General features: G+C 61.5%; 15 protein-coding genes and 1 riboswitch. Of the genes, 12 read left to right on the top strand and 3 right to left on the bottom strand.

Annotated features, from left to right (window positions below; all coding sequences use genetic code 11):
* The first annotated feature begins 33 nt into the window (after positions 1-33).
* The 6 genes from CQR48_RS03445 to CQR48_RS09395 all read left to right on the top strand — a co-directional run bounded on the left by CQR48_RS03445 (position 34) and on the right by CQR48_RS09395 (position 10,990).
* A complete protein-coding gene (locus CQR48_RS03445; RefSeq protein ID WP_101452022.1) occupies positions 34-894 on the top strand; it encodes a LysR family transcriptional regulator in 861 nt (286 codons plus the stop codon).
* A 96-nt stretch (positions 895-990) separates the two neighbouring features.
* Complete coding sequence (locus CQR48_RS03450; RefSeq protein ID WP_101452190.1) at positions 991-3,540, top strand: HAD-IC family P-type ATPase; 2,550 nt, start codon at positions 991-993, stop codon at positions 3,538-3,540.
* An 88-nt stretch (positions 3,541-3,628) separates the two neighbouring features.
* Positions 3,629-6,346: an aconitate hydratase AcnA gene (gene acnA / locus CQR48_RS03455; RefSeq protein WP_101452023.1), complete on the top strand. Its 2,718-nt coding sequence runs from the start codon at positions 3,629-3,631 to the stop codon at positions 6,344-6,346.
* A gap of 150 nt (positions 6,347-6,496) precedes the next feature.
* The gene (locus tag CQR48_RS03460) at positions 6,497-8,617 is read left to right on the top strand and encodes a GmrSD restriction endonuclease domain-containing protein (protein ID WP_101452024.1); all 2,121 of its coding nucleotides are present in this window, start codon (positions 6,497-6,499) and stop codon (positions 8,615-8,617) included.
* A gap of 145 nt (positions 8,618-8,762) precedes the next feature.
* Positions 8,763-10,871 (top strand): hypothetical protein, encoded by a 2,109-nt coding sequence (locus tag CQR48_RS03465; RefSeq protein WP_101452025.1) that lies wholly within the window; start codon positions 8,763-8,765, stop codon positions 10,869-10,871.
* A complete protein-coding gene (locus CQR48_RS09395) occupies positions 10,868-10,990 on the top strand; it encodes a hypothetical protein (RefSeq protein ID WP_272867204.1) in 123 nt (40 codons plus the stop codon). The genes CQR48_RS03465 and CQR48_RS09395 overlap by 4 nt, the downstream gene beginning before the upstream one ends.
* Positions 10,991-11,106: 116 nt before the next feature.
* Here CQR48_RS09395 and CQR48_RS03470 read toward each other — a convergent pair whose 3' ends face one another.
* Positions 11,107-11,988 (bottom strand): Bax inhibitor-1/YccA family protein, encoded by an 882-nt coding sequence (locus tag CQR48_RS03470; protein WP_101452026.1) that lies wholly within the window; start codon positions 11,986-11,988, stop codon positions 11,107-11,109.
* A gap of 19 nt (positions 11,989-12,007) precedes the next feature.
* Positions 12,008-12,970, bottom strand: a complete 963-nt coding sequence (locus tag CQR48_RS03475; protein ID WP_101452027.1) for a DMT family transporter — start codon at positions 12,968-12,970, stop codon at positions 12,008-12,010.
* Between the two features lie 71 nt (positions 12,971-13,041).
* A riboswitch (TPP riboswitch) is annotated at positions 13,042-13,131 on the top strand.
* Here CQR48_RS03475 and thiD point away from each other — a divergent pair.
* Positions 13,123-14,760, top strand: coding sequence for a bifunctional hydroxymethylpyrimidine kinase/phosphomethylpyrimidine kinase (gene thiD, locus CQR48_RS08995; RefSeq protein ID WP_143252469.1), 1,638 nt, complete (start codon positions 13,123-13,125; stop codon positions 14,758-14,760). It overlaps the preceding riboswitch by 9 nt.
* Before the next feature lie 146 nt (positions 14,761-14,906).
* On the opposite strand, the gene CQR48_RS03485 is transcribed toward thiD, so the two are convergent.
* Complete coding sequence (locus tag CQR48_RS03485) at positions 14,907-15,590, bottom strand: GTP pyrophosphokinase (RefSeq protein WP_015450243.1); 684 nt, start codon at positions 15,588-15,590, stop codon at positions 14,907-14,909.
* Positions 15,591-15,737: 147 nt separating this feature from the next.
* Here CQR48_RS03485 and miaB point away from each other — a divergent pair, with 147 nt between their 5' ends.
* The 5 genes from miaB to CQR48_RS03510 all read left to right on the top strand — a co-directional run bounded on the left by miaB (position 15,738) and on the right by CQR48_RS03510 (position 22,646).
* Positions 15,738-17,201 carry a tRNA (N6-isopentenyl adenosine(37)-C2)-methylthiotransferase MiaB gene (miaB, locus tag CQR48_RS03490; RefSeq protein WP_033492350.1) on the top strand — a complete coding sequence of 488 codons (1,464 nt, stop codon included), beginning with the start codon at positions 15,738-15,740 and terminating at the stop codon, positions 17,199-17,201.
* A gap of 109 nt (positions 17,202-17,310) precedes the next feature.
* Positions 17,311-18,366, top strand: coding sequence for a tRNA (adenosine(37)-N6)-dimethylallyltransferase MiaA (gene miaA, locus CQR48_RS03495; RefSeq protein WP_081602353.1), 1,056 nt, complete (start codon positions 17,311-17,313; stop codon positions 18,364-18,366).
* 59 nt (positions 18,367-18,425) lie between these two features.
* Positions 18,426-21,266: an FtsK/SpoIIIE family DNA translocase gene (locus tag CQR48_RS03500; RefSeq protein ID WP_180335108.1), complete on the top strand. Its 2,841-nt coding sequence runs from the start codon at positions 18,426-18,428 to the stop codon at positions 21,264-21,266.
* A 189-nt stretch (positions 21,267-21,455) separates the two neighbouring features.
* The gene (gene pgsA / locus CQR48_RS03505) at positions 21,456-22,097 is read left to right on the top strand and encodes a CDP-diacylglycerol--glycerol-3-phosphate 3-phosphatidyltransferase (RefSeq protein ID WP_015450247.1); all 642 of its coding nucleotides are present in this window, start codon (positions 21,456-21,458) and stop codon (positions 22,095-22,097) included.
* A complete protein-coding gene (locus CQR48_RS03510) occupies positions 22,098-22,646 on the top strand; it encodes a CinA family protein (protein WP_015450248.1) in 549 nt (182 codons plus the stop codon).
* Positions 22,647-22,667 lie beyond the last annotated feature (21 nt).

Raw genomic sequence — 22,667 nt, forward strand, 5'->3', positions numbered from 1 at the left:
CAATGGGGTAGCGCTCAGTGGGATAATACCTGTGTGTTCCCTTTGCTTGAAACGTTTGTGGCGGTGTATGAGACCGGGCAGTTCTCGATTGCGGCCGACGAGTTGCGCGTCTCGCAGTCGACGGTTTCGGCTCGGATCGCGCAGCTGGAGCAACGGTTGGGAACACCATTGTTTGAACGTCATGCGCGTGCCGATGTGACTGCGACGCGCGCGGGGGAGACACTCTACCGTTCCGCTGTGAAGCTTCTTGCGCAATGGCGGCAGACGCAGGAGGATGTCAATCGGGCGGGGCAGGCGCACGACCCGTTCCTGCTCATGATGTCCAACACCGCCGCGGTGGCGCTGCTGCCGCGTATTCTCGGGGGCTTGCGGGCACAGGGCGCGCTGGAGCGTGTGGATTTGCGTGTGATAACTGCGAATTCTGATGAGATTGTCGAAGCGGTGGAATTGCATCGGGCGCAGATGGGTATCGTGGAGAAGCCGGTGCCAGCGGAGGGTGTTGTCCGTACCGCCCTGTGCGATGACCGGCTGGTGCTGGCGGGGGAGCATGCGCATGACCCGGAGAACCCGGCGACGGTGTGGCTGTTGCGTGAGCATGGGTCGGGTGTGCGCTACTACACGGATCTGTTCTTTTCCCAGCGTTCGATTCAGCCGGCGCATCGCATCGAGATATCCGGCAACGCGTCGATTTGTGCGTGTCTTGCCGCGGGTTTCGGCACGTCGCTTGTTTCGCAAGGCGTGGTGCCGGCTGGTGTGCCGACCGCGGAGCTCGGCATGGACTTCTCCAGACGGTTCTCGGGCGTGACGCCGCGTTCCGGGCTGACCGGCGTGCAACGACAGGTCTGCGGGCTGATTACTTCGCTGTTTGCCGCGCGGCTCCATCCCGGAAGCTGAACTGGTGATATGCGGCGTGTCGCGCTGCTATCGTGGGATGAACGCGGTGGTGCCGAGACGTGGGATGCGGACTCGGCGGATATGAAGGAGGCTGGTATGGCGGCGACTCAGGGGAAGGTTGCAAGCGCGGGCATGCCACTTGTGGATGAGCGCGGCCTTGGTGATGAGGCCGTGCAAACCCGTGTGGAACAAGGCCAGACCAACCGTACGGACGAGAGCACGTCCCGTTCGGTGGGCTCAATCATCCGCGCGAACGTGTTCACTTTGTTCAACGCGATTATCCTTACCGCGATGGTGGTCGTGCTGCTCACCGGGTCATGGAAGGACGCGGTGTTCGGACTGGTCATCATCATCAACACCGGTATCGGCATCGTCACTGAACTGCGGGCGAAGGTGACGCTCGACCGCCTGTCGATCCTGGTCGCCTCGCCTGTGCTGGTGCGCCGTGGCGGCAAAGATATCGAGGTCGCGCCAGCAGACATCGTGCTGGGGGATTTGGTGTGGGTCCGCGCGGGGGAGCAGGTACCGGCCGATGCCAAGATCCTGCACACGTGGGGACTTGAGCTTGACGAGTCCATGCTCACCGGCGAATCACGGACGGTGCGCAAGAAGGAAGGCGATGCTATCTATTCCGGGTCCACCGCGGTCTCCGGCATGGCGCTCGCCCAAGTGGAGGCGGTCGGGGAGCACAGCTATGCGGCGGGGCTCACCGCGCAGGCGAAAGTCTACAAACGCAATCTGTCCGATCTGAGCCGCGGTATCAATACGATTCTGCAGGTCATGTCCTTCGTGGTGGTGCCGTTGTGCATCCTGCTGATCTGGTCGCAGTTGCATACGGTCGGCGGGCTTGGCAACGCGATCGCGACCGGGGCATGGCGTCAGGCGGTCGTCTCGGCGGTGGCCGGCGTCGTTGGCATGATTCCCGAAGGCTTGGTATTGCTCACTTCGCTCAACTTCGCCATCGCAGCCATGCGTCTGGCGCGGCACAACACGCTCGTGCAGGATCTCGAATCCGTGGAAACGCTTGCCCGTGTGGACTGCCTGAATCTGGACAAGACCGGGACCATTACCGATGGTGGCATCGAGGCTGACGCACTGATTCCTGCAACAGCCGACGATTGGGGGCATGCAGGGCTGGACCATGACGAAGCCATGCAAGCCACCTACGACCTGTGCAACGAGGAGAATCCGAACGCCACCGGCAGAGCGGCCATGGAGCTGTTCGCCTCACAAGGCGTGCACCCGGGTACGGTCGCCGCGCGCGTACCTTTCTCGTCCGCCCGCAAGTGGAGCGCTATCGTGCGCGACGACCGCAGCGTATGGGTTATGGGTGCGCCGGAAGTTCTCGCTCGCGGGTTCGTTGACGCCGCACGGCAGGCGGACAGAGATGCGTCGGCAACAGAAGCTCTGTTTGCCCCGGTGCTCCAACGCGTCCAAACCGAAGCCGCTCAAGGCCATCGTGTGCTCCTGATCGCCCGCGCGCAACTTGTACAAGGCCAGAGTCCCACCATGTTCGCGGACAACCCGGTTCTGCCGTCTGATGCTCGGCCAGCTGCCCTGCTGCTGTGTAGTGAACGTATTAGGACGGACGCCGAGGTGACCTTGCGCTGGTTCCGCGACCAAGGGGTGCGTTGCCGCGTCATCTCCGGCGACAACCCGACTACCGTGCGTGCGATTGCCGCGAAGGTGAAACTGACCGGTGAGCGTGAGCCGGTAGCCGTTGACGCCCACGACCTGCCCCAAGATATCGATGAACTCTCCCGTGCGCTGGAAGGCATTGACGTGGTCGGTCGCGTGCTGCCTGAACAAAAGCAGGCCATCGTCAAGGCGCTGCACGCCTCACGGCATGTGGTCGCGATGACTGGCGACGGTGTCAACGATACGTTGGCGCTCAAAGAAGCCGATCTCGGGGTCGCGATGGGCAATGCCGCGCCAGCCACGAAGGCGGTCGCCGAACTCGTACTGGTCGACTCGAAATTCTCCCATTTGCCTGACGTCGTGGCACGTGGCCGCCAGGTCATGGCCAATATGGAGCGGGTCGCGAGCCTGTTCCTGACCAAAACCGTTTACTCCGCGCTCATTTCTCTCGGCGTCGTCCTGTTGGCGATGCCTTTCCCGTACCTGCCGCGGCACATCTCCTATATCGGCGCCTTGACCATCGGCATGCCTGCGTTCATCCTTGCGCTCGCCCCCAATACGAGACGTTACATCCCCGGATTTTTGGGGCGTGTCGTGCGTTTCGCGTTGCCCGGCGGCATCGCGGTGGGGTTGTCCGTGCTGATCGCCGAAGCCGCGATGCCGGGCGTGCTTGGATGGAACCTGTCCGTACCGGCGGACCTCGCATTGCAGCGTTCCTGCTGCGCGATGATCGTCTTCACGCTCGGAGTGCTGGTGCTTGCCCTCGTGGCAAGGCCATTGGCTTCCTGGCGAGGGGTTCTTGTCGCGGTCTTCGCGGCCGCAGGGGTCATCGGCCTGTGCATCCCGCCGGTCGCTGACTTCTTTGCGCTGCATCTGCCGCAGGGGAGCGCGCTGGTTGTGCTTCTTGTCGCGCTGGTCGCATCGGCTGCGATATTCGTGCTCTGCCAACTCGCGAGCCGCGTGTTCGCGCGCATTTTCTCACATAACAGGCAGACACGCCAGAGTTGAAACCGCGTCACGATACAATACAGGGGAAAGCACTAATCGGCATCCATACCGAATTCAACCATCTGGCATTCGCCGGCTCGGAGGTAGCATGTCATTCAAAGACAGTCAACTGTCCACACTGACCGTGGGCGACACCACATTCGACTACGTCAACATCGCAGATTTGCCTGGTGTTGAGCATCTGCCGTACTCGCTCAAGGTGCTCGTCGAGAATCTCGTCCGCAACATCGACGGCAAGAACATCACCGACGAGCATGTCAAGGCGTTGCTCGACTGGGATCCGCAGGCGGAACCGAGCCACGAAATCCAGTTCACGCCGTCGCGCGTGGTCATGCAGGATTTCACCGGCGTCCCCTGCATCGTCGATCTGGCCACCATGCGTGACGCAGTCAAGGATTTGGGCGGCGACCCCGAAGTCATCAACCCCCAGGTGCCGGCGGACATGATCATCGACCATTCCGTGCAGATCGACAAGTACGGTGTCGCCGACGCGCTGCAGCAGAACATGGACATCGAATACCAGCGCAACGGGGAACGCTACCAGTTCCTGCGCTGGGGCCAGCAGGCGTTCAGGAATTTCCGCGTGGTGCCTCCGGGGACCGGCATCATCCACCAAGTCAACATCGAATACCTCGCCAAAGTCGTGATGAGCAAAGATTCCGGTTTGGGTGACGGCCGTAAGCTCGCATACCTTGACTCCTGCGTAGGCACGGATTCGCACACCACCACCGTCAACGGTCTCGGCGTGCTCGGCTGGGGTGTCGGCGGCATCGAAGCCGAAGCCGCGATGCTCGGCCAGCCCATCTCCATGCTCGTGCCGCGCGTGGTCGGGTTCAAGCTCACCGGCTCCATCCCCGAAGGCGTCACCGCGACCGACGTGGTGCTCACCATCACCGACATGCTCCGCAAGCACGGCGTGGTCGGCAAGTTCGTTGAATTCTACGGTGAGGGCGTCGCCTCCGTTCCGCTCGCCAACCGTGCGACCATCGGCAATATGAGCCCTGAATTCGGCTCCACCTGCGGTATCTTCCCGATTGACGACGTGACGCTCGACTATCTGCGCCTGACCGGTCGCAGCGAGGAACAGGTCGAACTCGTCAAAGCCTACGCGAAGGCGAACCGCCTGTGGGGCGACACCAAGGACCCGCAGTATGTCGAACCGCAGTATTCGGAATACATGGAACTCGACCTCGGTTCCGTTGTGCCGAGCATCGCCGGCCCGAAGCGCCCGCAGGACCGCATCACCCTCGCCACCGCGAAGAAGACCTTCGAAGACACGCTGCCCGCGTATGAAACCGACAAGACCGTGCAGCAGCCGATCCCGGTGAGCACCGACTTCCGTGGCGATTTCGACGTGAAGAACGGCGATGTCGCCATCGCCTCCATCACCAGCTGCACCAACACATCGAACCCGTCGGTTATGATCGCCGCCGGCCTGATTGCACGCAATGCCCACGCCAAAGGCCTCAAGCCCAAGCCGTGGGTCAAGACCTCCCTCGCCCCGGGCTCCCAAGTCGTGGCCGACTACCTCAAGAAAGCCGGCCTCCAGAACGACCTCGACGCTCTGGGCTACCAGCTCGTCGGCTTCGGTTGCGCCACCTGCATCGGCAACTCCGGTCCTCTGCTGCCCGAAATCTCCAAGGCCATCAACGACAACGACCTGACCGTCACCGCCGTGCTGTCCGGCAACCGCAACTTCGAAGGCCGCATCAGCCCCGACGTCAAGATGAACTACCTCGCCTCCCCGCCGCTGGTGATTGCCTACGCGCTCGCCGGCACCATGGACTTCGACTTCGAAACCCAGCCGCTGGGCCAGGACGCGGACGGCAACGACGTGTTCCTTCGTGACATCTGGCCGAGCAACGAGGACGTCCAGCGCGTGGTCGACGAGACCGTCTCCCGTGAGATGTTCGTCAAGGATTATGCGAGCGTCTTCGACGGCGATTCCCGCTGGCAGGGTCTCGACGTGCCGAAGGGCGAACTGTTCTCCTGGGATCCTGATTCCACCTATGTGCGTCGGCAGACCTTCTTCGACGGCATGGGCGCCACGCCTGCCCCGGTGGAGGATATCCACGGCGCCCGCGTGTTGGCGTTGCTCGGCGATTCGGTGACCACCGACCACATCTCCCCGGCAGGTGCGTTCAAGGCGTCCAGCCCGGCAGGCAAATACCTGGTCGAGCACGGCGTCGAACCGAAGAACTTCAACTCCTACGGTTCCCGCCGCGGCAATCATGAGGTCATGGTGCGCGGCACCTTCGGTAACATCCGTCTGCGCAACCAGCTGCTCGCCTCCGTTGGCGAAGAGGTCACCCCCGGCGGATACACGTATGATTTCCTGACAGGCAAGCCGTCCACGATCTTCGACGCCTCGCTCGACTACCGCAAGGCGGGCGTGCCGCTCGTCGTGCTCGCCGGCAAGGAATACGGCACCGGTTCGTCCCGCGACTGGGCTGCCAAGGGCACGGTCATGCTCGGTGTACGTGCGGTCATCACCCGCAGCTTCGAGCGCATCCACCGCTCCAACCTGATCGGCATGGGTGTGCTTCCGCTGCAGTTCCCTGAAGGCGAATCCGCGGAATCACTGGGCTTGAACGGCACAGAAACCTTCGACATCGAAGGCATCGACCAGCTCAACACCGGTGAAATCCCGCACACCGTCCACGTGACCGCCACCAAGGGCGACGGCACCAAGATTGAGTTCGACGCGACCGTACGCATCGACACCCCCGGTGAAGCGGATTACTACCGCAACGGTGGCATCCTGCAATACGTGTTGCGTAACCTCATGGCCGGCAAGCGGGCCTGAGTCGCACGGATTCCAGACGGGCCGCGACCTTGCCACCTCATGGCGGCTGGCCGCGGCCCGTCACGCTTTCACCGGTTTTCCGCCACCTGAGGGATGGCGTAGAATCGCAACAAGAGACAACGCCGCACAAGCGCGGCAAGGGGAGGCACCATGGCAATCAGCGCGTCGGAAGAGCCGCTGGGCAGAGTATTCACATCGGATTATCGTCTGTCCATCCCATCATTCCAACGGGCATATTCCTGGCGCCCGGGCAACGTGCTTCAGCTGCTCGACGATATCCGTTCAGCATCACAGACCCCGAACACCCCATACTTCCTTGGTTCGCTCATCCTCGTCCACGACGAGGGCAACGCATACGAGGTAATCGACGGCCAGCAGCGCCTGGTCTCCCTGACCATCATCATCGCCGCCATGCGCGAACTCGAAGACGACCCGGCTCTTTCGCGCGATCTGACGAATCTCATCATCGATCCGGGCGACCGGCTACGGCATATCGACACTGCCCCCAGACTCACACTGCGCGAACGGGACGCCTCATTCTTCGCATCCTACGTGCAGGAAGGCAATCTCGAATCCCTGTTCGACCTGCGCGATATGGATATGGAAACGAACGCGCAGCGCAACATCCACGACAATGCGCAAGCCGCCTATGACGCGTTAGCCGGTATGAAACCTGAAGAGCGGCGTACGCTGGCCTCCTACATGGTCAACATGGTGACGCTGGTCATCGTCTCCACGGATGATCTGCAAGGCGCCCATCGCGTATTTGACGTGATGAATATGCGCGGCATGCCGCTGACGGTGTCTGACGTGTTCAAAGCCAAGGCCGTCGCCGCGATTGACGAGCCACGACGCGATCTGTACGCCGCGCGTTGGGACGACATTATGGACCCGCTCGGAGACGACCCGGTATCCTGCGAGAGTTTCTTCAGGGATCTCCATCTGATTGTCTCCCGGAAAGTGGAATGCTCACGTCTGATCGACCAGTTCCTACAAGACGTGCTTGACCCATGCATCAACGGCGGCGACAAAGGTAACACGTCGGTTCCCGGTTTCATCGATGACATCCTGTCGCCGTACGTGCGCGCATGGCGTGTGCTGGAACGGCCGACGGATACGCTGCTGCCCGCAGATGTCATTGCAGCGATTGTCGCGTTGCGTGATTATCCGAATGATGACTGGAAACCAATCGCGATGTGGGCATTGGTTCATTCCATTCGCAATCTGGGCGACAGCGACGCCGTCGTGTTCCGCCCATCGTCAGCACATGCGAAGCCTCGTGGCGGTGCCGACAACGAGACCGCGCCCGAACTGCACGACGTGGACCGTCTGCTGCAGATACTGCGGGCGACCGAACGCGCCTGGGGAGTGGACTGCCTCAATCGGGCCACATCACTCGACCGTCGTCGCCGTGCCGCGACAACCGTCCGCGATTTGGACAAGGGCATGGCGCCAAACGCCATACCCGGCCTGACTATCGACCAGTCTTCTGCCCGCCGCGCGCTGATCCGTCTGCGCGGCGAAATGCCCAACGACCCATCGTTGCCGCGTCTGCTGCTTATCCGTGCGAACGAGCAGAGCAACGGTTTTGCCATCGTCCGGCCACGCAGCCTGCAAGCCGTGCGGATCATGCCCGAGCCGACGGGCCAAGACCAGTTGGAGGACGGATGGACCCAAGCTGACTTGGAGTACTGGTCGGGCCGGCTGGGCAATATGGCGCTGAGCCAGACGAACAACACGAAATTGGAACACGTGACATCCTTCCGCGAACGCCGCGACCGGATGCTCACCATGAGCGCGTCCAAACGCTTCCCGCTGACCCGCCAGCTGGAAGACATCGTCACCTGTACGCCGCAGACGCTTGCCGGCCGCCAACAGGAGACCGTTGAGCTCATCGCCCAATACTGGCGGATTCCGTATGACCATCAGGAAATCCTGCCGGCGTCCACACAGCCCAATCAGCATGTGGCCGATGAGCCTGACGAACCGCGAGTGAGGACTTCACGCCGGGTGACCATCGCCGCGGTATTGCGCGCCGGGCTGTTGACCGCAGGCGAACAGCTGGAATGGAAACGGCCGCGCAAAGGCGAACTGTGGAAAGCGGAAATCACTCCGCAAGGCACAATGCGTCTGGAAAACGGCGAGGAGTACACCACACCGACCGCGGCCGCCCGCGCGGTAGGCGGCGGCAGCCAAGGGCTCAACGTGTGGAAACGCAGTGACGGCACCAGCTTGGCTGATATCTGGAAGCAATACCGTATGCGTGGCTGAGCCCCCGAATCCCGTTTTCGCCAGGTCGCCCGCGGCGGTGTGCGGCGAATCTGTGCCGACTTCAGATTCCGTGGCGTCCAAAGGCACGGCATGGGCTAGGGTTGGAAGCGATTGATGATGATGGTTGCGGAGGGACATTGAGCAGATGAGCGTCATACGATATTGCCCGCATTGCGGTTCTGAGGTCTTTTACGACGGGGATATCTGCATGAATTGCGGTGGTACGCTCGAAGGCCCGGACCCTCGCGGATCCGACACGCCGACACAGGCGATTCCGCGCCGCATGCAGCCTGCGTCGTCGTATGACGCCCAAGAACAACCTACGCGCCCGATTTCGCGGCGTGAATACATCCAGCAGGCGCAGATGGCCGCCATCAACGGGTCGGCTGATCTCGCCGCGCTCGCCGCGTCCGCCCATTCGGTCATTCCGCACGCCAAAACGCGTCCGGGTGCCGCACAGAGCGCCGTCGGGACGGTTGATGGAGCGCATTCGGATGCCGCTTCGGGGAACGCTCAGGGGGATGCACGCGAAAATGGCCAATCGTCAGATTGCGCGGGGCAGGGGTTGTCCGCCTCAGGGGAAGTCGATACGTCGGCTGCGGAGCCTGCACAGACCGAAGCCGCGAAGAAGGACTACCATTTCGCGCTCGATTGGGCGTCGGATACGTGGGGAATCCCGTCGTTGCCGGAAGGAATCTGGAGTCTGAACACCGACAATGCCGAAGAGCAATCCACAACGTCGTCGCAACAGCAATCCGACCATCAGCCGGTTGCGCAATCCCCAGACGAGGCTGACAACGCGGCCGATGATGTATCCGAAGCTTCCGGCGACAACGACATACCCGGCACGGGTGATACCCCGGATACCGTTCAGGACTTGAACGATGACGATACGGGAGGCGGGGAGGAGCCGGCTGCACAGGACAGTGCAGACACGAACCCGCAAACCGTGCAGACCCCGGACCTTGCGGGAAACCCCGACACCGCGGAAGCCTCGGAGCAATCGGAAATTACGGAACAACCGGAAGTTTCCGAACAACCGGAAGAGTCGGAAGTGATGGAAAACTCCAGGGTTTCCGGGACTTCCGAACAACCCCAATCCTCGCAATCCACTGAGGCCATGGAAACCGAACAAACCGAGGAGAATCGGAAGATTTCCCCGGACAGCGGTCATACGCCAGACGATGAGGAATCCTCTTCGTCCGTCTCGGCGCAATGCCCGTCAATCGAACAGATGTCAGCAGCGCAACCCGCGCAACCGGATGGTGCCCTGACATCGGATGAGCGGGTTGAAACCCCATCCGACGCACCGTCATTCGACGCGTCGTCTGATGTCCTATACTCCGACACGCAGGTGCCCGACACACAGGAATCCGACAGCGACGAACCGACCCAGGTCATCGACCGCGATGCCATCGGTACGGAAACCGGCCCGTTGCCGTACAATATCCCGCCGGCTGAAATGACGGAACGCACCGCGGCGATTTACGAGTCCACGAATGAGTTCCCGTTTGCATTCGAGCAATCCGGCGAGGGAGAGGCACGCGCGGAAGAGCCGTTGCCGTCTGACGAAGCCGACACCACCGGGCAGCTTCCTGTCACTGAGGAGCCCACAGGCGACAATGAAGCGACCGTCGCCATCCCCGCCGACGCGAATCAGCCTGCCTACCGGCCCAACGGCGAAGCACCGCAGACAAACCGGAATGCGGCAAACAGCCGAGTCAAGGCCGCACGTCCGGCGGAATCGCCCGCAACAGGCAAAGCCACAACTCCGGCGCGCACCGCGATTATCATCGTGGTCGTTGTCGCGCTGTTGGTGTGCGCGAGTATCGTGTTTGCGCTGACACGCCATCATGGCACATCGGCGACCCAACCGTCTGCGAACGCCACAGCCAGCGCCTCAGCGTCTGCATCTCCGTTGGCTGACGCATCGGCATCGGCTTCGTCGTCATCACCATCCGCAGCTGCCACACCGTCTCCGGCGGGCGTGTACACGAATGATGCGATGGGGTACCGGGTGTCCATCCCCGACGGCTACGTCTGGCATGAGGAAACCGATAACGGCGCGACACGAACCTTCACCGACGATTCAATCGGCATGACCATCAAGGTTTCCGGCGCATCGAATACGACCGGCGCCACGGTCTCGAGCGAATACTCCGCCTGCGCTTCCGGGCACAGCGTGTCCTACCATCTGCTGTCCGGCGACATCATGTGTGCAGTTATGCGGAGAACGGCACCATCACATATGTGAAGGAGATCGTCACCCAGCAGTCGATACTCACGTTGCGTTTCGATTATGCGCAGTCCGCTCAGGAAAAGGGGGCGGCGGTAATCGACGAGGTGTTCCCGACCTTCGTCTCGACGCGCTGACGCATGCGCACATGACATATGATTCAGGCCCGGTCCCTGATGAGGGGAGCGGGCCTGAATGCGATAATCATCAGACGTGCTGTGCGGCGTATGCACCGCACAGCACAGCAATCCGCTCAGTCGCGGCTTCCGAACAGACGCAGTAGATACAGGAACATATTCACGAAATCAAGATACAGATTCAACGCGCATACGATTGACAGGCTCTTGATTGCTTCAGGCTGTCCGGCGTACTGTGCGAACAGGACACGGGTTTTCTGTGCGTCGTACATGGTCAGCCCGGCGAAGATGAGCACGCCGATTGCTGAAATCAGCATGATTCCAGTCGAACCCGGAGCGACGAGCATGATGACGAATTCACCGACGATCAAAGTGATGAGCGCGGCCAGAAGAATGGGACCGGCTTTCAACAGACTGGAACGCATGGTCAGCGACAGCATGGTCAGCACGAAGAAGAACCCGGTGCACAGCGCAAGAACCGTTCCGATTGAGCCAAGGTCGTAGATCATGAAAATCGAGCTCAACGTGAAGCCCATCAACGCGGCATATAGGTAGAACAGGACGCGTGCGGCCCCCGCCTTGAGATTCATCGCACGATTGCCGATGGCGATGGCCATGACAATCTGCACGAGCATCAGACCGATCCAACCTAGGCTGCCGGTGGCCGCCAGGAAGCTGTTGAGCAGTCCGAAGGTCTGAGTGAGCACCGCCACCACGGCTGTTACCGCGAGACCGGCAGTCATTTCGGCGTAGGTGCGGATCATTGAGGTCCGTTCCGCATGTTCGGTGACTGACGCGACCTGGGCGGGAATGGCCGAAGCTGGGGCTGCATATTCTGCGCTCGCGCCGGCGCCGGCAGGGGACTGATAGTAGACGGCCTGTGGCTGCGCGGTCGGTTGGCCGTACTGTGGCTGGCTATACTGCGGCTGTCCCTGTCCGTCGGCCTGGTATTGGATGTGTTGAGGTGAAGGATTCTGGGGCTGCTGATCGTAGGTCATGATTGCTCCTTTCTTGCGATTATTCTATGGTCTTTTGCTGGGAATCATCTGGAGAAAATCGTCTGATCAGATGTTCCGGATCGATTTGGGCGAGAATCGTGCCGAGGAAAATCATGGCGCAGCCCACATATCCGCGTCCCGACATCGTCTCATGCAAGATCAGCGCTCCGCCGACAGCTGAGAAGAACGATTCCAACGACATAATCATCGAGGCCTGCGATGGTGGAACAACCCGCTGCCCGACCACCTGCAGCGTGTATGCGACGCCCACCGACATGATGCCCGCGTACGCGAGCGCGCCCGCACAGGCCAGCGCACCCTGCCAATCCACCTGGTGTAACACCAATGTCGACACCCAGCTGAGCAGCGAGACCACCAGATACTGGCCAAGCGACAATGCAATCGGATTGAGCCTGCCGCCCACCCGATCAATGACGAGAATATGCGTGGCATACAACACCGCGCTCGCCAGCAGCACCAGATCGCCCACCCCGATGCCGCGGATCGTGTCCGTGACGCACAGCAGATAGAACCCGACTATCGACACAATAATCGCCAGTACGGTGAGCATGTGGATCCGCCGATGCAGGAACAGGAGACCGAGCACCGGAACCAGCACGATATACAAGGCGGTCACGAATCCGGAATGCCCGGCGGACATGCTCAATTGGATCCCGTATTGCTGCGAGGTGGCGCCGGCCCACAAAATCAGCCCGCACACCGCGGACCATACCGCTACAGTGCCGCGGCTGGCTTTCGGGGACTGCCGCGTTGCCGCTCGCCCCGCCTGAATCCTTGACATCACGACAAGCACGGGCGCCAGCGACACGGCGCCCAAGGTGAATCGGATCGCATTGAAGAACATCGGGGAAACCGATTGCATGCCCTGCACTTGGCTGACGAAGGCGAATCCCCAGATCAGGGATGTCAGCAGCAACAACGCACTGCCGACGATACGGCGTCGTTTCTCATTCTCTCGCATGATTCCAGCATATCCGAACCGAGCGGACGTGTGCAGGGCGGCATTGACCGTGGGGTCGGCTATGGTGGATTGCCGGTGACACGGGGTGCCGACAGGCTGAGAACACACCCGTTGAACCTGATCTAGTCAGCACTAGCGAAGGGATGTCCGGCATGAGTGAGCCGCAATACCAGCAATCAAATGAAACCCCGAGCGTCACCGGCGCCATGGCGGCGCTCGCGCAATTGGAGGCCGCGGGGGAGCGCGCGGCAGACGCGCCATCCCGGCTGAGAATCCTGTCCATCGAAGGTTCAGACCCGATCGGCGGCGCCGGCACCATGGCGGACATGAAAGCGTTCACTGCACAAGGAGCGTTCGGGTATGCGGCCATGACCAGCGTCCTCGCACAGAACACTCAGGGCGTGACCAGCATCGTGAACATGGAGCCGGACTTCCTTGTCGCACAGCTCAATGCGGTCAGCGACGACGCAATCATCGACTCGATGAAAATCGGTATGCTCGGCACCCCCGAACTCGTCGAAGCGGTCAAAGGGTGGCTGACCGCATTGGAGCAGCATTACCGTGACGAGGGCATCGCCAAACCGGTAGTCGTCCTCGACCCGGTCATGTACGCGAAATCCGGTGACGCCCTGCTCACCGAGCAAGCCGAACAGGCCCTGCGCGACATCATCCCCATGGCCGACATCATCACGCCGAATGTGCCGGAACTCGCCGCACTCGCCGACGCCGACCAGCCAGCAGCGGATATCGACACGCTGGAATCCATGGCACGCGAGGTATGTAAGCGCTATGGCGTCGCCGTATACGCCAAAGGCGGTGCGCTCGCGCTCGCCGGCGGCGCGTCAAGCACCGACATACTCGCCGAACCGTCCGACGGGCAGGGCGAGGTGCGCACCACGCGTATCGAAGGCCGTGCGGTGCGCACCCACAACGTCCACGGTACGGGGGACACCCTGTCCAGCACGCTCGCCGCGCTGCGCCCGCAATGCGACACATGGGAGCAGGCCGCACGCCGTGCGAAAACGTGGATGAACGGGGCAATCGCCGCCGCCGACCGTTTGCACGTGGGCAAAGGGCACGGGCCAGTCGATTTCACATGGCAGCACGCGCCGACCGGATTGCGCTTCAGCGCCGACTACTGGAACCGTGTGCGGCCCATCCGCGAACGGATTCACGGCATGCGCTTCATCACCAGCATGGTGGATGCCACGCTGTCATTGGAGGATTTCGCGTTCTACCTGCATCAAGACGACATCTATCTGACCGATTACACGTCGCTGCTGGCGCTCGCCTCCTCGCGTGCCGACCGCCTGGACGAGCGGGTGTTCTTCGCACAGGCGGCTTCCGGAGGTGTGGATTCCGAGGTAATGTTCCACCACAACTGGTATGTCAAGCATGGATTCGACCCGTCTGGCACTTCCCGCTCCGAGGTGACCGCGGCCTATATCGGCCACGAGCATCGGGTCGCCGATTCCGGCTCGTATGCCCGGCTTGCCGCTGTGGTCATGCCGTGTTTCTGGCTGTACGCCGCCATGGGCAAGGAAATGCGCGAGCAGGTGCGCGAGAAGCATATCGACGTTGAGACGCATCCCTTCGGCGAGTGGATCCGCATGTATTCCGACCCGGAATTCACCGAGAGCACGCTGCGCGAGGTGCAGATCTGCGACCGGCTTGCCGCCGAAGCATCGATTGACGAATATGAGCATATGATGCATGCGGCGCTCGTTTCGTCGGAGCATGAATTCCGCTTCTTTGAACAAGGACTGACCAGACCTGCGCTGGGATTCTAGGGTATTTGGGGTCTCAAGGCCTTGAGACCCAGGGGTCCGGCGCCCCACGATGGTATTGACATTATGCGCCGGGAAGAACATCTGGTGCGCCTTGTCGGCAAGCGGGACGCACCTGATGTTTCGGGATTCTGCGAAGACGCGAGACGTCAGGCCTGCGGAGCCTCCTCAACACGCGGGGCTCCGGTGATATCGCGGTGAATGCCCTGCATCTGCGCTTCGATGTTCTGCAGACTACGCGCGCAATCGAGCAGGGTCTGCGAATGTTCGGCGAGTTTGGCGTCGGGCAGGTCGGATTTATAACGCAACTGGTGTTCAAGGCTCGCCCAGTAATCCATCGCGATGGTGCGGAACTGCACTTCGACCGGCGTGTAATGCGCCCCCGAGGACAGGAATACCGGCACGGCGTAAATCACATGGAGACTGCGATAGCCATTCTGCTTGGGGTTCTTGATGTAATCCTTGACGCGCAGCACTTGGATATCCGATTGAGCCGACAGGTAGTTCGATACCGAGTACACGTCATCGCGGTAGTTGCAAATCACGCGGATACCGGCGACATCGAACAGGTTGTCTTTGATTGACCGGGTATTGATTGGCAGTGATTTGCGTTGCAGTTTGCCGAGGATGGAATCCACCGATTTCAATCGCCGTTCCATATGATGGATCGGATTGTGGGCGAATCGCACCTGGAATTCGCTGTCAAGGATTTCCAGCTTGGTGCTGATTTCGTACATCGCGCCTTCATAGACCTGCATGAGGTCGATGAATTCGGTAATCTCCTCCGCGGGAAACTGTTCGCCGAGTTTCAAATCGCCCAGCCGCGCTTTCATCTCTCCAATATTGATGCGGTTATGTCGGTCAAGTATCACGATTGACCATGATAGCGTGAGGTCCCCGGACGTGTCGGATACCACGGCGACATGCCGGGTGTTCGGGCACGCCGGCGGTGTGCCGACCGGACGATACAATCGGCGGTTATGGATGAAGCGATGATGACCGAGGCGGAGCGCGCCTCGAGACCGGCTGCCGGGCAGTCGGGGAATGTTCGGCCGGACGGCCGCGGCAAGGGTGTGTTCTATATTCATACGCTCGGCTGTCAGATGAATGTGCACGATTCCGAGCGCATCGCAGGCGTGCTGGAGCAGGACGGGTATGTGCCGGCGAGTGAACGCCAGATCGCACAGCATGATTTCGATCTTGTGGTCATGAACACCTGCGCGGTGCGAGAGAACGCCGCTGAACGCATGTACGGCACCATCGGACGCTGGGCGCGCTACAAGCATGCGAATCCGCGCGTGCAGATCGCAATCGGCGGGTGCATGGCCCAGCTGGACCGCGAGCGCATCGCCAAACGGACCCCGTGGGTCGATGCGGTGTTCGGTACGAAAAGCATTGCCTCACTTCCGCGTCTGCTTGACCAAGCGCGCGCGACCGGCGAGCCGCAGATCGATGTCGCCAACGACCTGACTTATTTCCCGAGCCAGTTGCCGGCTGCCCGTTCCTCGCGTATCTCCTCGTGGGTGTCGATTTCGGTGGGGTGCAACAACACGTGCACCTTCTGCATCGTGCCGACCACCCGCGGTCGCGAGCATGACCGGCGCCCGGGCGATGTGCTCGCCGAGGTGCGCGAGTGCGTGGCCAACGGCGCCAAAGAGGTGACACTGTTGGGGCAGAACGTCAACTCGTACGGCTACGGGATGGGCGACCGCTATGCGTTTTCCAAGCTGTTGCGCGCCTGCGGGCAGGTCGAGGGGCTGGAGCGCGTCCGGTTCACCTCGCCGCACCCCGCTGCATTCACCGACGATGTCATCGACGCGATGGCCCAAACGCCGAACGTGATGCACCAGCTGCACATGCCGTTGCAATCGGGCTCCGATCGTGTACTGCGCGCCATGCGCCGCTCGTACCGTACGGAACGGTTCCTGACCATCCTGTCCAAAGTGCGGGAGGCGATGCCTGACGCCCGTATCTCCACCGACATCATCGTCGGATTCCCAGGGGAGACCGAGGAGGATTTCCAGCGTACGCTCGACGTGGTCGAACAGGCGCGGTTCTCGACCGCCTTCACTTTCGAATATTCGCCTCGCCCGGGCACCCCGGCCGCTGCGATGGAACAGATTCCCAAGCAGGTTGTCCAGGAGCGCTTTGACCGTCTGCTCGCTCTTCAGCAACGGATCACGCAAGAGGAGCTTGACAAGTTCGAAGGGCGTGATGTGGAGGTCATGGTCACCGGAACCCATGGCAAGAAGGACGACGAGACACATCGGGTCACCGGCCGTGAGCGCACCGGTGCGTTGGTGCATATCGGCGTGCCTGAAGGCTGCCCGCAGCCGCAGGTCGGTGATTTTGTGACGGCGACCGTCACCCACGCCGGCGAGCATAATCTGATTGCCGACCCCGATCCGCAGGCGGGACAAACCTATCGGGTCCGTCGCGGCTGAACACCGGTGCCGTGCGTCCCACGGCGTCTGGGTGGGTTGAGTACAGTGGTGGAGAGAAACGACAGACATGGAGGCGTATATGCTGCAGGCGGACGGCGAGAATGAACCGATGGGAGAACTGAAGGATTCCGGGTTGTCGGACCGCTGCGAGCAGTCGCCAACTGTATCCGCAGGGGCTTCGGCCCCGCGTGTCGTCTCGATTGTCGGCCCGACGGCATCAGGCAAGACCGGATTGGGCATCGCCATCGCGAAGGCCCTCGCGAAACGCGGCGAGCGCGCGGAAATCGTGAACGCGGATGCATACCAGATGTACCGGGGCATGGATATCGGCACGGCGAAACCTACCCCTGAGGAACAAGCCGAGGTCCCGCACCATCTGCTTGACATCATCGACCCGGATGACACGATGAGTGTCGCCCGGTTCCAGACGCTTGCCCGCGAGTGCATCAACGATCTGCAATCGCAAGGCATCAGGCCGATTCTGGTTGGCGGTTCAGGTCTGTACGCACGCGCTGCGATTGACGACATCTCCTTCCCCGGCACCGATCCTGAGGTGCGCAAGCGTTTGGAACAGCGGGAGCGCGAGGAAGGCGCCGCCGCGCTGTTCGAAGAGCTCAAGGCCAAGGATCCCGAGGCTGCGGCTCGTATGGATCCTCATAATCCGCGGCGGACCGTCCGTGCGCTTGAAGTCATTGAAGTAACCGGACGACCGTATTCGGCGAGCTTGCCCCGCTACCGTTACGTGATTCCCAGCGTGCAGATCGGGCTTGATTTGCCGCGGCGCGAGCTTGACGACCGGATCATGCAACGCACCCAGTCGATGCGTGAACATGGATTCGTGGACGAAGTGCGCCGGTTGCGCCCACATCTGGGCTTCACCGCCGGGCGCGCGCTGGGCTACCAGCAGATCATCGACTATCTGGACGGCATCTGGGACGAGGATGACGCGTTCTTCGATATTGCGCAGAAAACCCGCAGGCTCGCCCGCAAACAGATGGGATGGTTCGGCCGCGACCCGCGCATCCATTGGCTTGAGGCGCTGAACCCTCAGCTGCTGGATAATGCGATGGCGATTATCGATCACGCGGACGCGGGGGAGTATGACGCGATTGACGCGCATGCCGACGAATACGTCCAGCACCATCTCGGTGACATCCAGGCGTAAGGGGCCGAAGCTGTCCCGTTTCAACGATGTGACCGCAGGACGCTAGAATCAGAGTCGCTATGGCACGAACCACATCCTCATCCTCTTCACAGGAGCACAAGACATCAACCCGCCGCAGGTCGAGCGGGTCATCGAAACGTACCGGTACGGAAGATACGGCACGCACCCGCGTATTGTCTGACGACGAGCGTCTCGTCGGCGAGGAGCCGCTGTGGAAGAAGCTGCTGCTCGCCATTCCGCGCGGTTTCGGCGCTGCGGTCAGGGCGCTCACCGGCGTCGGCGAGTATGACCCGATGTACCGGCGTGACGGCCTGTGCTTTGTGATGGTGATTCTTTCGGTGCTGTTCTGCGCTTCCGAATGGTTCCGGGTCAACGGGGCCTTGGGACGTTTCCTGCATACGCTCGCCGCCGGCACATTCGGCGTGATGAGCGTTGTGCTTCCGGTGTTCCTCGCGATTGTGGCGTTTCGTCTGATGCGCAATGCCGGCAAGGATTCTGACAATCCGCGTGTGGTGACGGGCTGGGTGTTGCTGCTGTGGTCGATTTGCTCGATCATCGATGCCGTTGTGGCGTCCGACACCCACGGTTTCGATCTGTCGGTCCTAGAGAATGCAGGCGGTGTGTTCGGCTTCCTGCTGGGGTCGCCGCTCGCATGGGGGCTGTCGAAGGTGTTCGCGGTCATCGTATTCGTGATTGTTGCCCTGTTCTCGCTGCTGTTGATTACACGCACCCACGTCCAGGATCTTCCCGACCGCTTCCACGCATTGGCTGACCGTCTTGGTGGCGGCGCGGATCGTGACGACGATCAGGATGAGGACGATGACGAGCAGTTCCCGAACGAAGTTCGGGTCGGCGATGGCGTCATGCAGATGGCCGAAGGCGTGCCCGCCCATGACGGTTCCGATGATGACGTTGAGGCGCAGCCGGAGCGCAAGCCGGGATTCTTCGCCAGGCTGTTCCGTCGCAAACCCAAGCAGGACAGCGACGATCGCCTTGACGAATACGCTGGTGACGAGGCCTTCTCCCATGCGGCCAAACAGCATGGCGAAGCTGCAGAAACTCGTTTGGGTACCCCGCGCACGGTGTCTTCGGGCGTCTCCCCGATGGCCCCGGACGGCACCGGCATCTCACAAGCGGTCGACGACCATGCCCAGATGCCAGTAGTTCCGGCCATTGTGCCCACCTCGCGTGTGTCGGTGGGGAACGACCCGTGGGCCGCTATCGCGCAGAGCGATGCGCAAGGCGACGGCACTCGAACCGCTGGTGCCGCCGATCCGGAAGGAACCGGGGCATACGGGACGTCCGAAGGACAGACTGACGAGGGCGCCGGGCAGACGGGTGACCAGACGCCCGCCGAGCCCGACGAGAGCCGGCCCTATCAGCTGCCAGATCTCGGCATGCTCGTCAAAGGCAAGCCTCATGCGATGCGCACCCCGGCGAACGACAATGTCATCCGCGCGCTGACCGACACGTTCCAGCAATTTAAGGTCGACGCGAAAGTCGTCGGCTTCCTGCGCGGGCCGTCCGTCACCCAATACGAGGTTGAGCTCGGACCGGGTGTCAAGGTCGAAAAGGTCACCAATCTCCAGCGCAATATCGCCTATGCGGTGGCGAGTTCCGACGTGCGTATCCTTTCGCCGATCCCCGGCAAATCGGCGATCGGCATCGAGATTCCGAATATTGATCGCGAAATCGTGCATTTGGGCGACGTGCTTCGTTCAGACAAGGCACGCAACGACCCCAACCCGATGCTCGCCGGTGTCGGCAAGGATGTCGAAGGCCATTTCGTCACCGCCGACCTGACGAAAATGCCGCATCTGCTGGTCGCCGGCGCGACCGGTTCAGGTAAGTCCAGCTTTATCAATTCGATGCTCATGTCGATCATCATGCGCGCCACGCCGGAGCAGGTGCGCTTGATTCTCGTCGACCCCAAGCGCGTCGAATTGTCCGCGTACGCCGGCATCCCGCATTTGCTCACGCCGATCATCACGGATCCGAAGCATGCCGCTCAGGCGCTGGAATGGGTGGTCAAGGAGATGGACGCCCGCTACGACGACCTCCAGTTTTTCGGCTTCCGTAACATGAAGGACTTCAACAAGGCCGTGATGGAAGGCAAAGTGCATGCCCCCGCCGGCTCGAAACGCAAGGTTGCCCCATACCCGTACCTGCTGGTGGTTGTCGACGAGATGGCAGACCTCATGATGGTCGCGAAGAACGATGTCGAAAGCTCGATCCAGCGCATCACCCAGCTGGCTCGCGCCGCCGGCGTGCATCTGGTACTCGCCACCCAGCGTCCGTCGGTCGATGTGGTTACCGGCCTGATTAAGGCGAATATCCCGTCTCGCTTGGCATTCGCGACCTCGTCGGCGACGGATTCGCGCGTGATCCTCGATACGACAGGCGCCGAGACCCTGATCGGACAGGGCGATGCGCTGTTCCTGCCGATGGGACAGGCGCGTCCCATTCGTGTGCAAGGCTCCTGGGTCGGGGAATCCGAGATTCGCAAAGCGGTCGAATTCGTACGCACCCAACGCAAACCGCATTATCGCGAGGACATCGAGCAGATGGCCAAGGAGGCGGACAAGCATACGGTCGACCCGACCGAAGACATCGGTGACGATATGGATGTGCTTCTGCAAGCCGCCCAGCTGGTGGTCACTACTCAGTTCGGTTCGACGTCCATGCTCCAGCGCAAGCTACGTGTCGGCTTCGCCAAGGCCGGGCGTCTGATGGATTTGCTTGAATCGCGTGGGGTTGTCGGTCCGTCCGAGGGATCCAAGGCCAGGGAAGTGTTGGTCCAGCCGCAGGATTTGCCGCAGGTGCTCGCGTTCATTGAAGGCAAAACCGATTCGATTGTCTCGGGCGGAGCCTCCGATGGCGGGGCGGATGGCGAGGCGTAATCGCCGGAGAGGATTTGAAGACACGGCGGCGGGATTTGTGCGATGTCGGTGGCACTATGGAGGTGTCTTCGACATCGCGCAGACACTTCAGGCACGGGCGCGGATACCCTGGCCGGACGCGCCAAGCCGCCAGTGAATTCACAGCTTGTTGTCATCGTCCGGTAGTGCAGTAGAGGTAAGGTGAACGGTATGCAGACTGAACAAGAACACAAGGTATCGCTTCTGGACGGCTGGAACAGCCCTCCGAACATCGTCACTTATACGCGAATCGTGTTGGTGCTGGTCTTTCTTGGCATCGATATCGCCGCCGGCCCGTGGGGTTCACATAGCCACGGCCTGCGGTGGACGGCCGCGATTCTGTTCATCATCGCCGCCTCGACCGACAAGCTCGACGGGTGGATGGCCAGAAAATACAACCAGGTCACCGAGCTGGGTAAACTCATGGACCCGATCGCCGACAAGCTGCTCACCTGCTCAACACTGATTGTTGCCTCCGCATTCGGCGAGGTCTTCTGGTGGGTGACCATCCTGTTCCTCATCCGTGAAATCGGTATCACCGTGATGCGCTTCTTCGTCATCGACACCGGCGGCAAGGTGATCGCAGCGGACAAGGCCGGCAAGTACAAGACGCTGTGCCAGTGCATCGGCCTGGGCATGCTGCTGGTTCCGGCGTACACGTTCATCACGAATGCCACCGCGCTGAATGTCTACACTTTCATCACGAACTTCCTGATTTACGTGGCCCTGTTCCTGTGCCTGTATTCAGGAGCGCTGTACGTGTACCGCGTCGTCAAGGCGCGTCGGGGTGCCGCGCAGGCCACGGAGCGCTGAATGCCGGTCACGGGGTATGGTTTGGCGCAGCGTGACGGGCTCGCCGCTCAGGTGCTGGAGTATTGCAAGCGGCACGGCGTGAAAATCGCCGCCGCCGAATCGCTGACGGGTGGCCTGCTTGCGGACGCGTTCGTACGTATTCCGGGCGCGTCCGAGGTATTCCTCGGGTCTGCCGTCACCTATGACATCCGCGCGAAGGCGAAGATTCTCGGCGTCGATGCCTCGTTGTTGGCGCGAGAAGGTGCGGTGCATCCTGAGGTCGCCCGTCAGATGGCCGCCGCGACCGCCCGCCTGTATGATCAGCCGGAGTACGGAGGCCGTGTGATTGGCCTGTCCACAACCGGGGTCGCCGGTCCCGGGCCTGACGGGGACAAGCCCGCTGGTCTTGTGTATATCGGCTGTTCCCTTCCGGCCGTGTTGACGGGTGGGGAGCGCACCGAATCCGCGGTGGAACTGCATTTGCACGGCGATCGCGGGCAGGTGCGCGAACAGACGGTATGGCACGTATTGAACAATGTGAGGCAGCTCACAGTTGGGCTACAGGAATAATTTCGCCGCACTCCCGGTTGT

The organism is Bifidobacterium thermophilum (genome assembly GCF_002846655.1).
Lineage (GTDB): Bacteria > Actinomycetota > Actinomycetes > Actinomycetales > Bifidobacteriaceae > Bifidobacterium > Bifidobacterium thermophilum.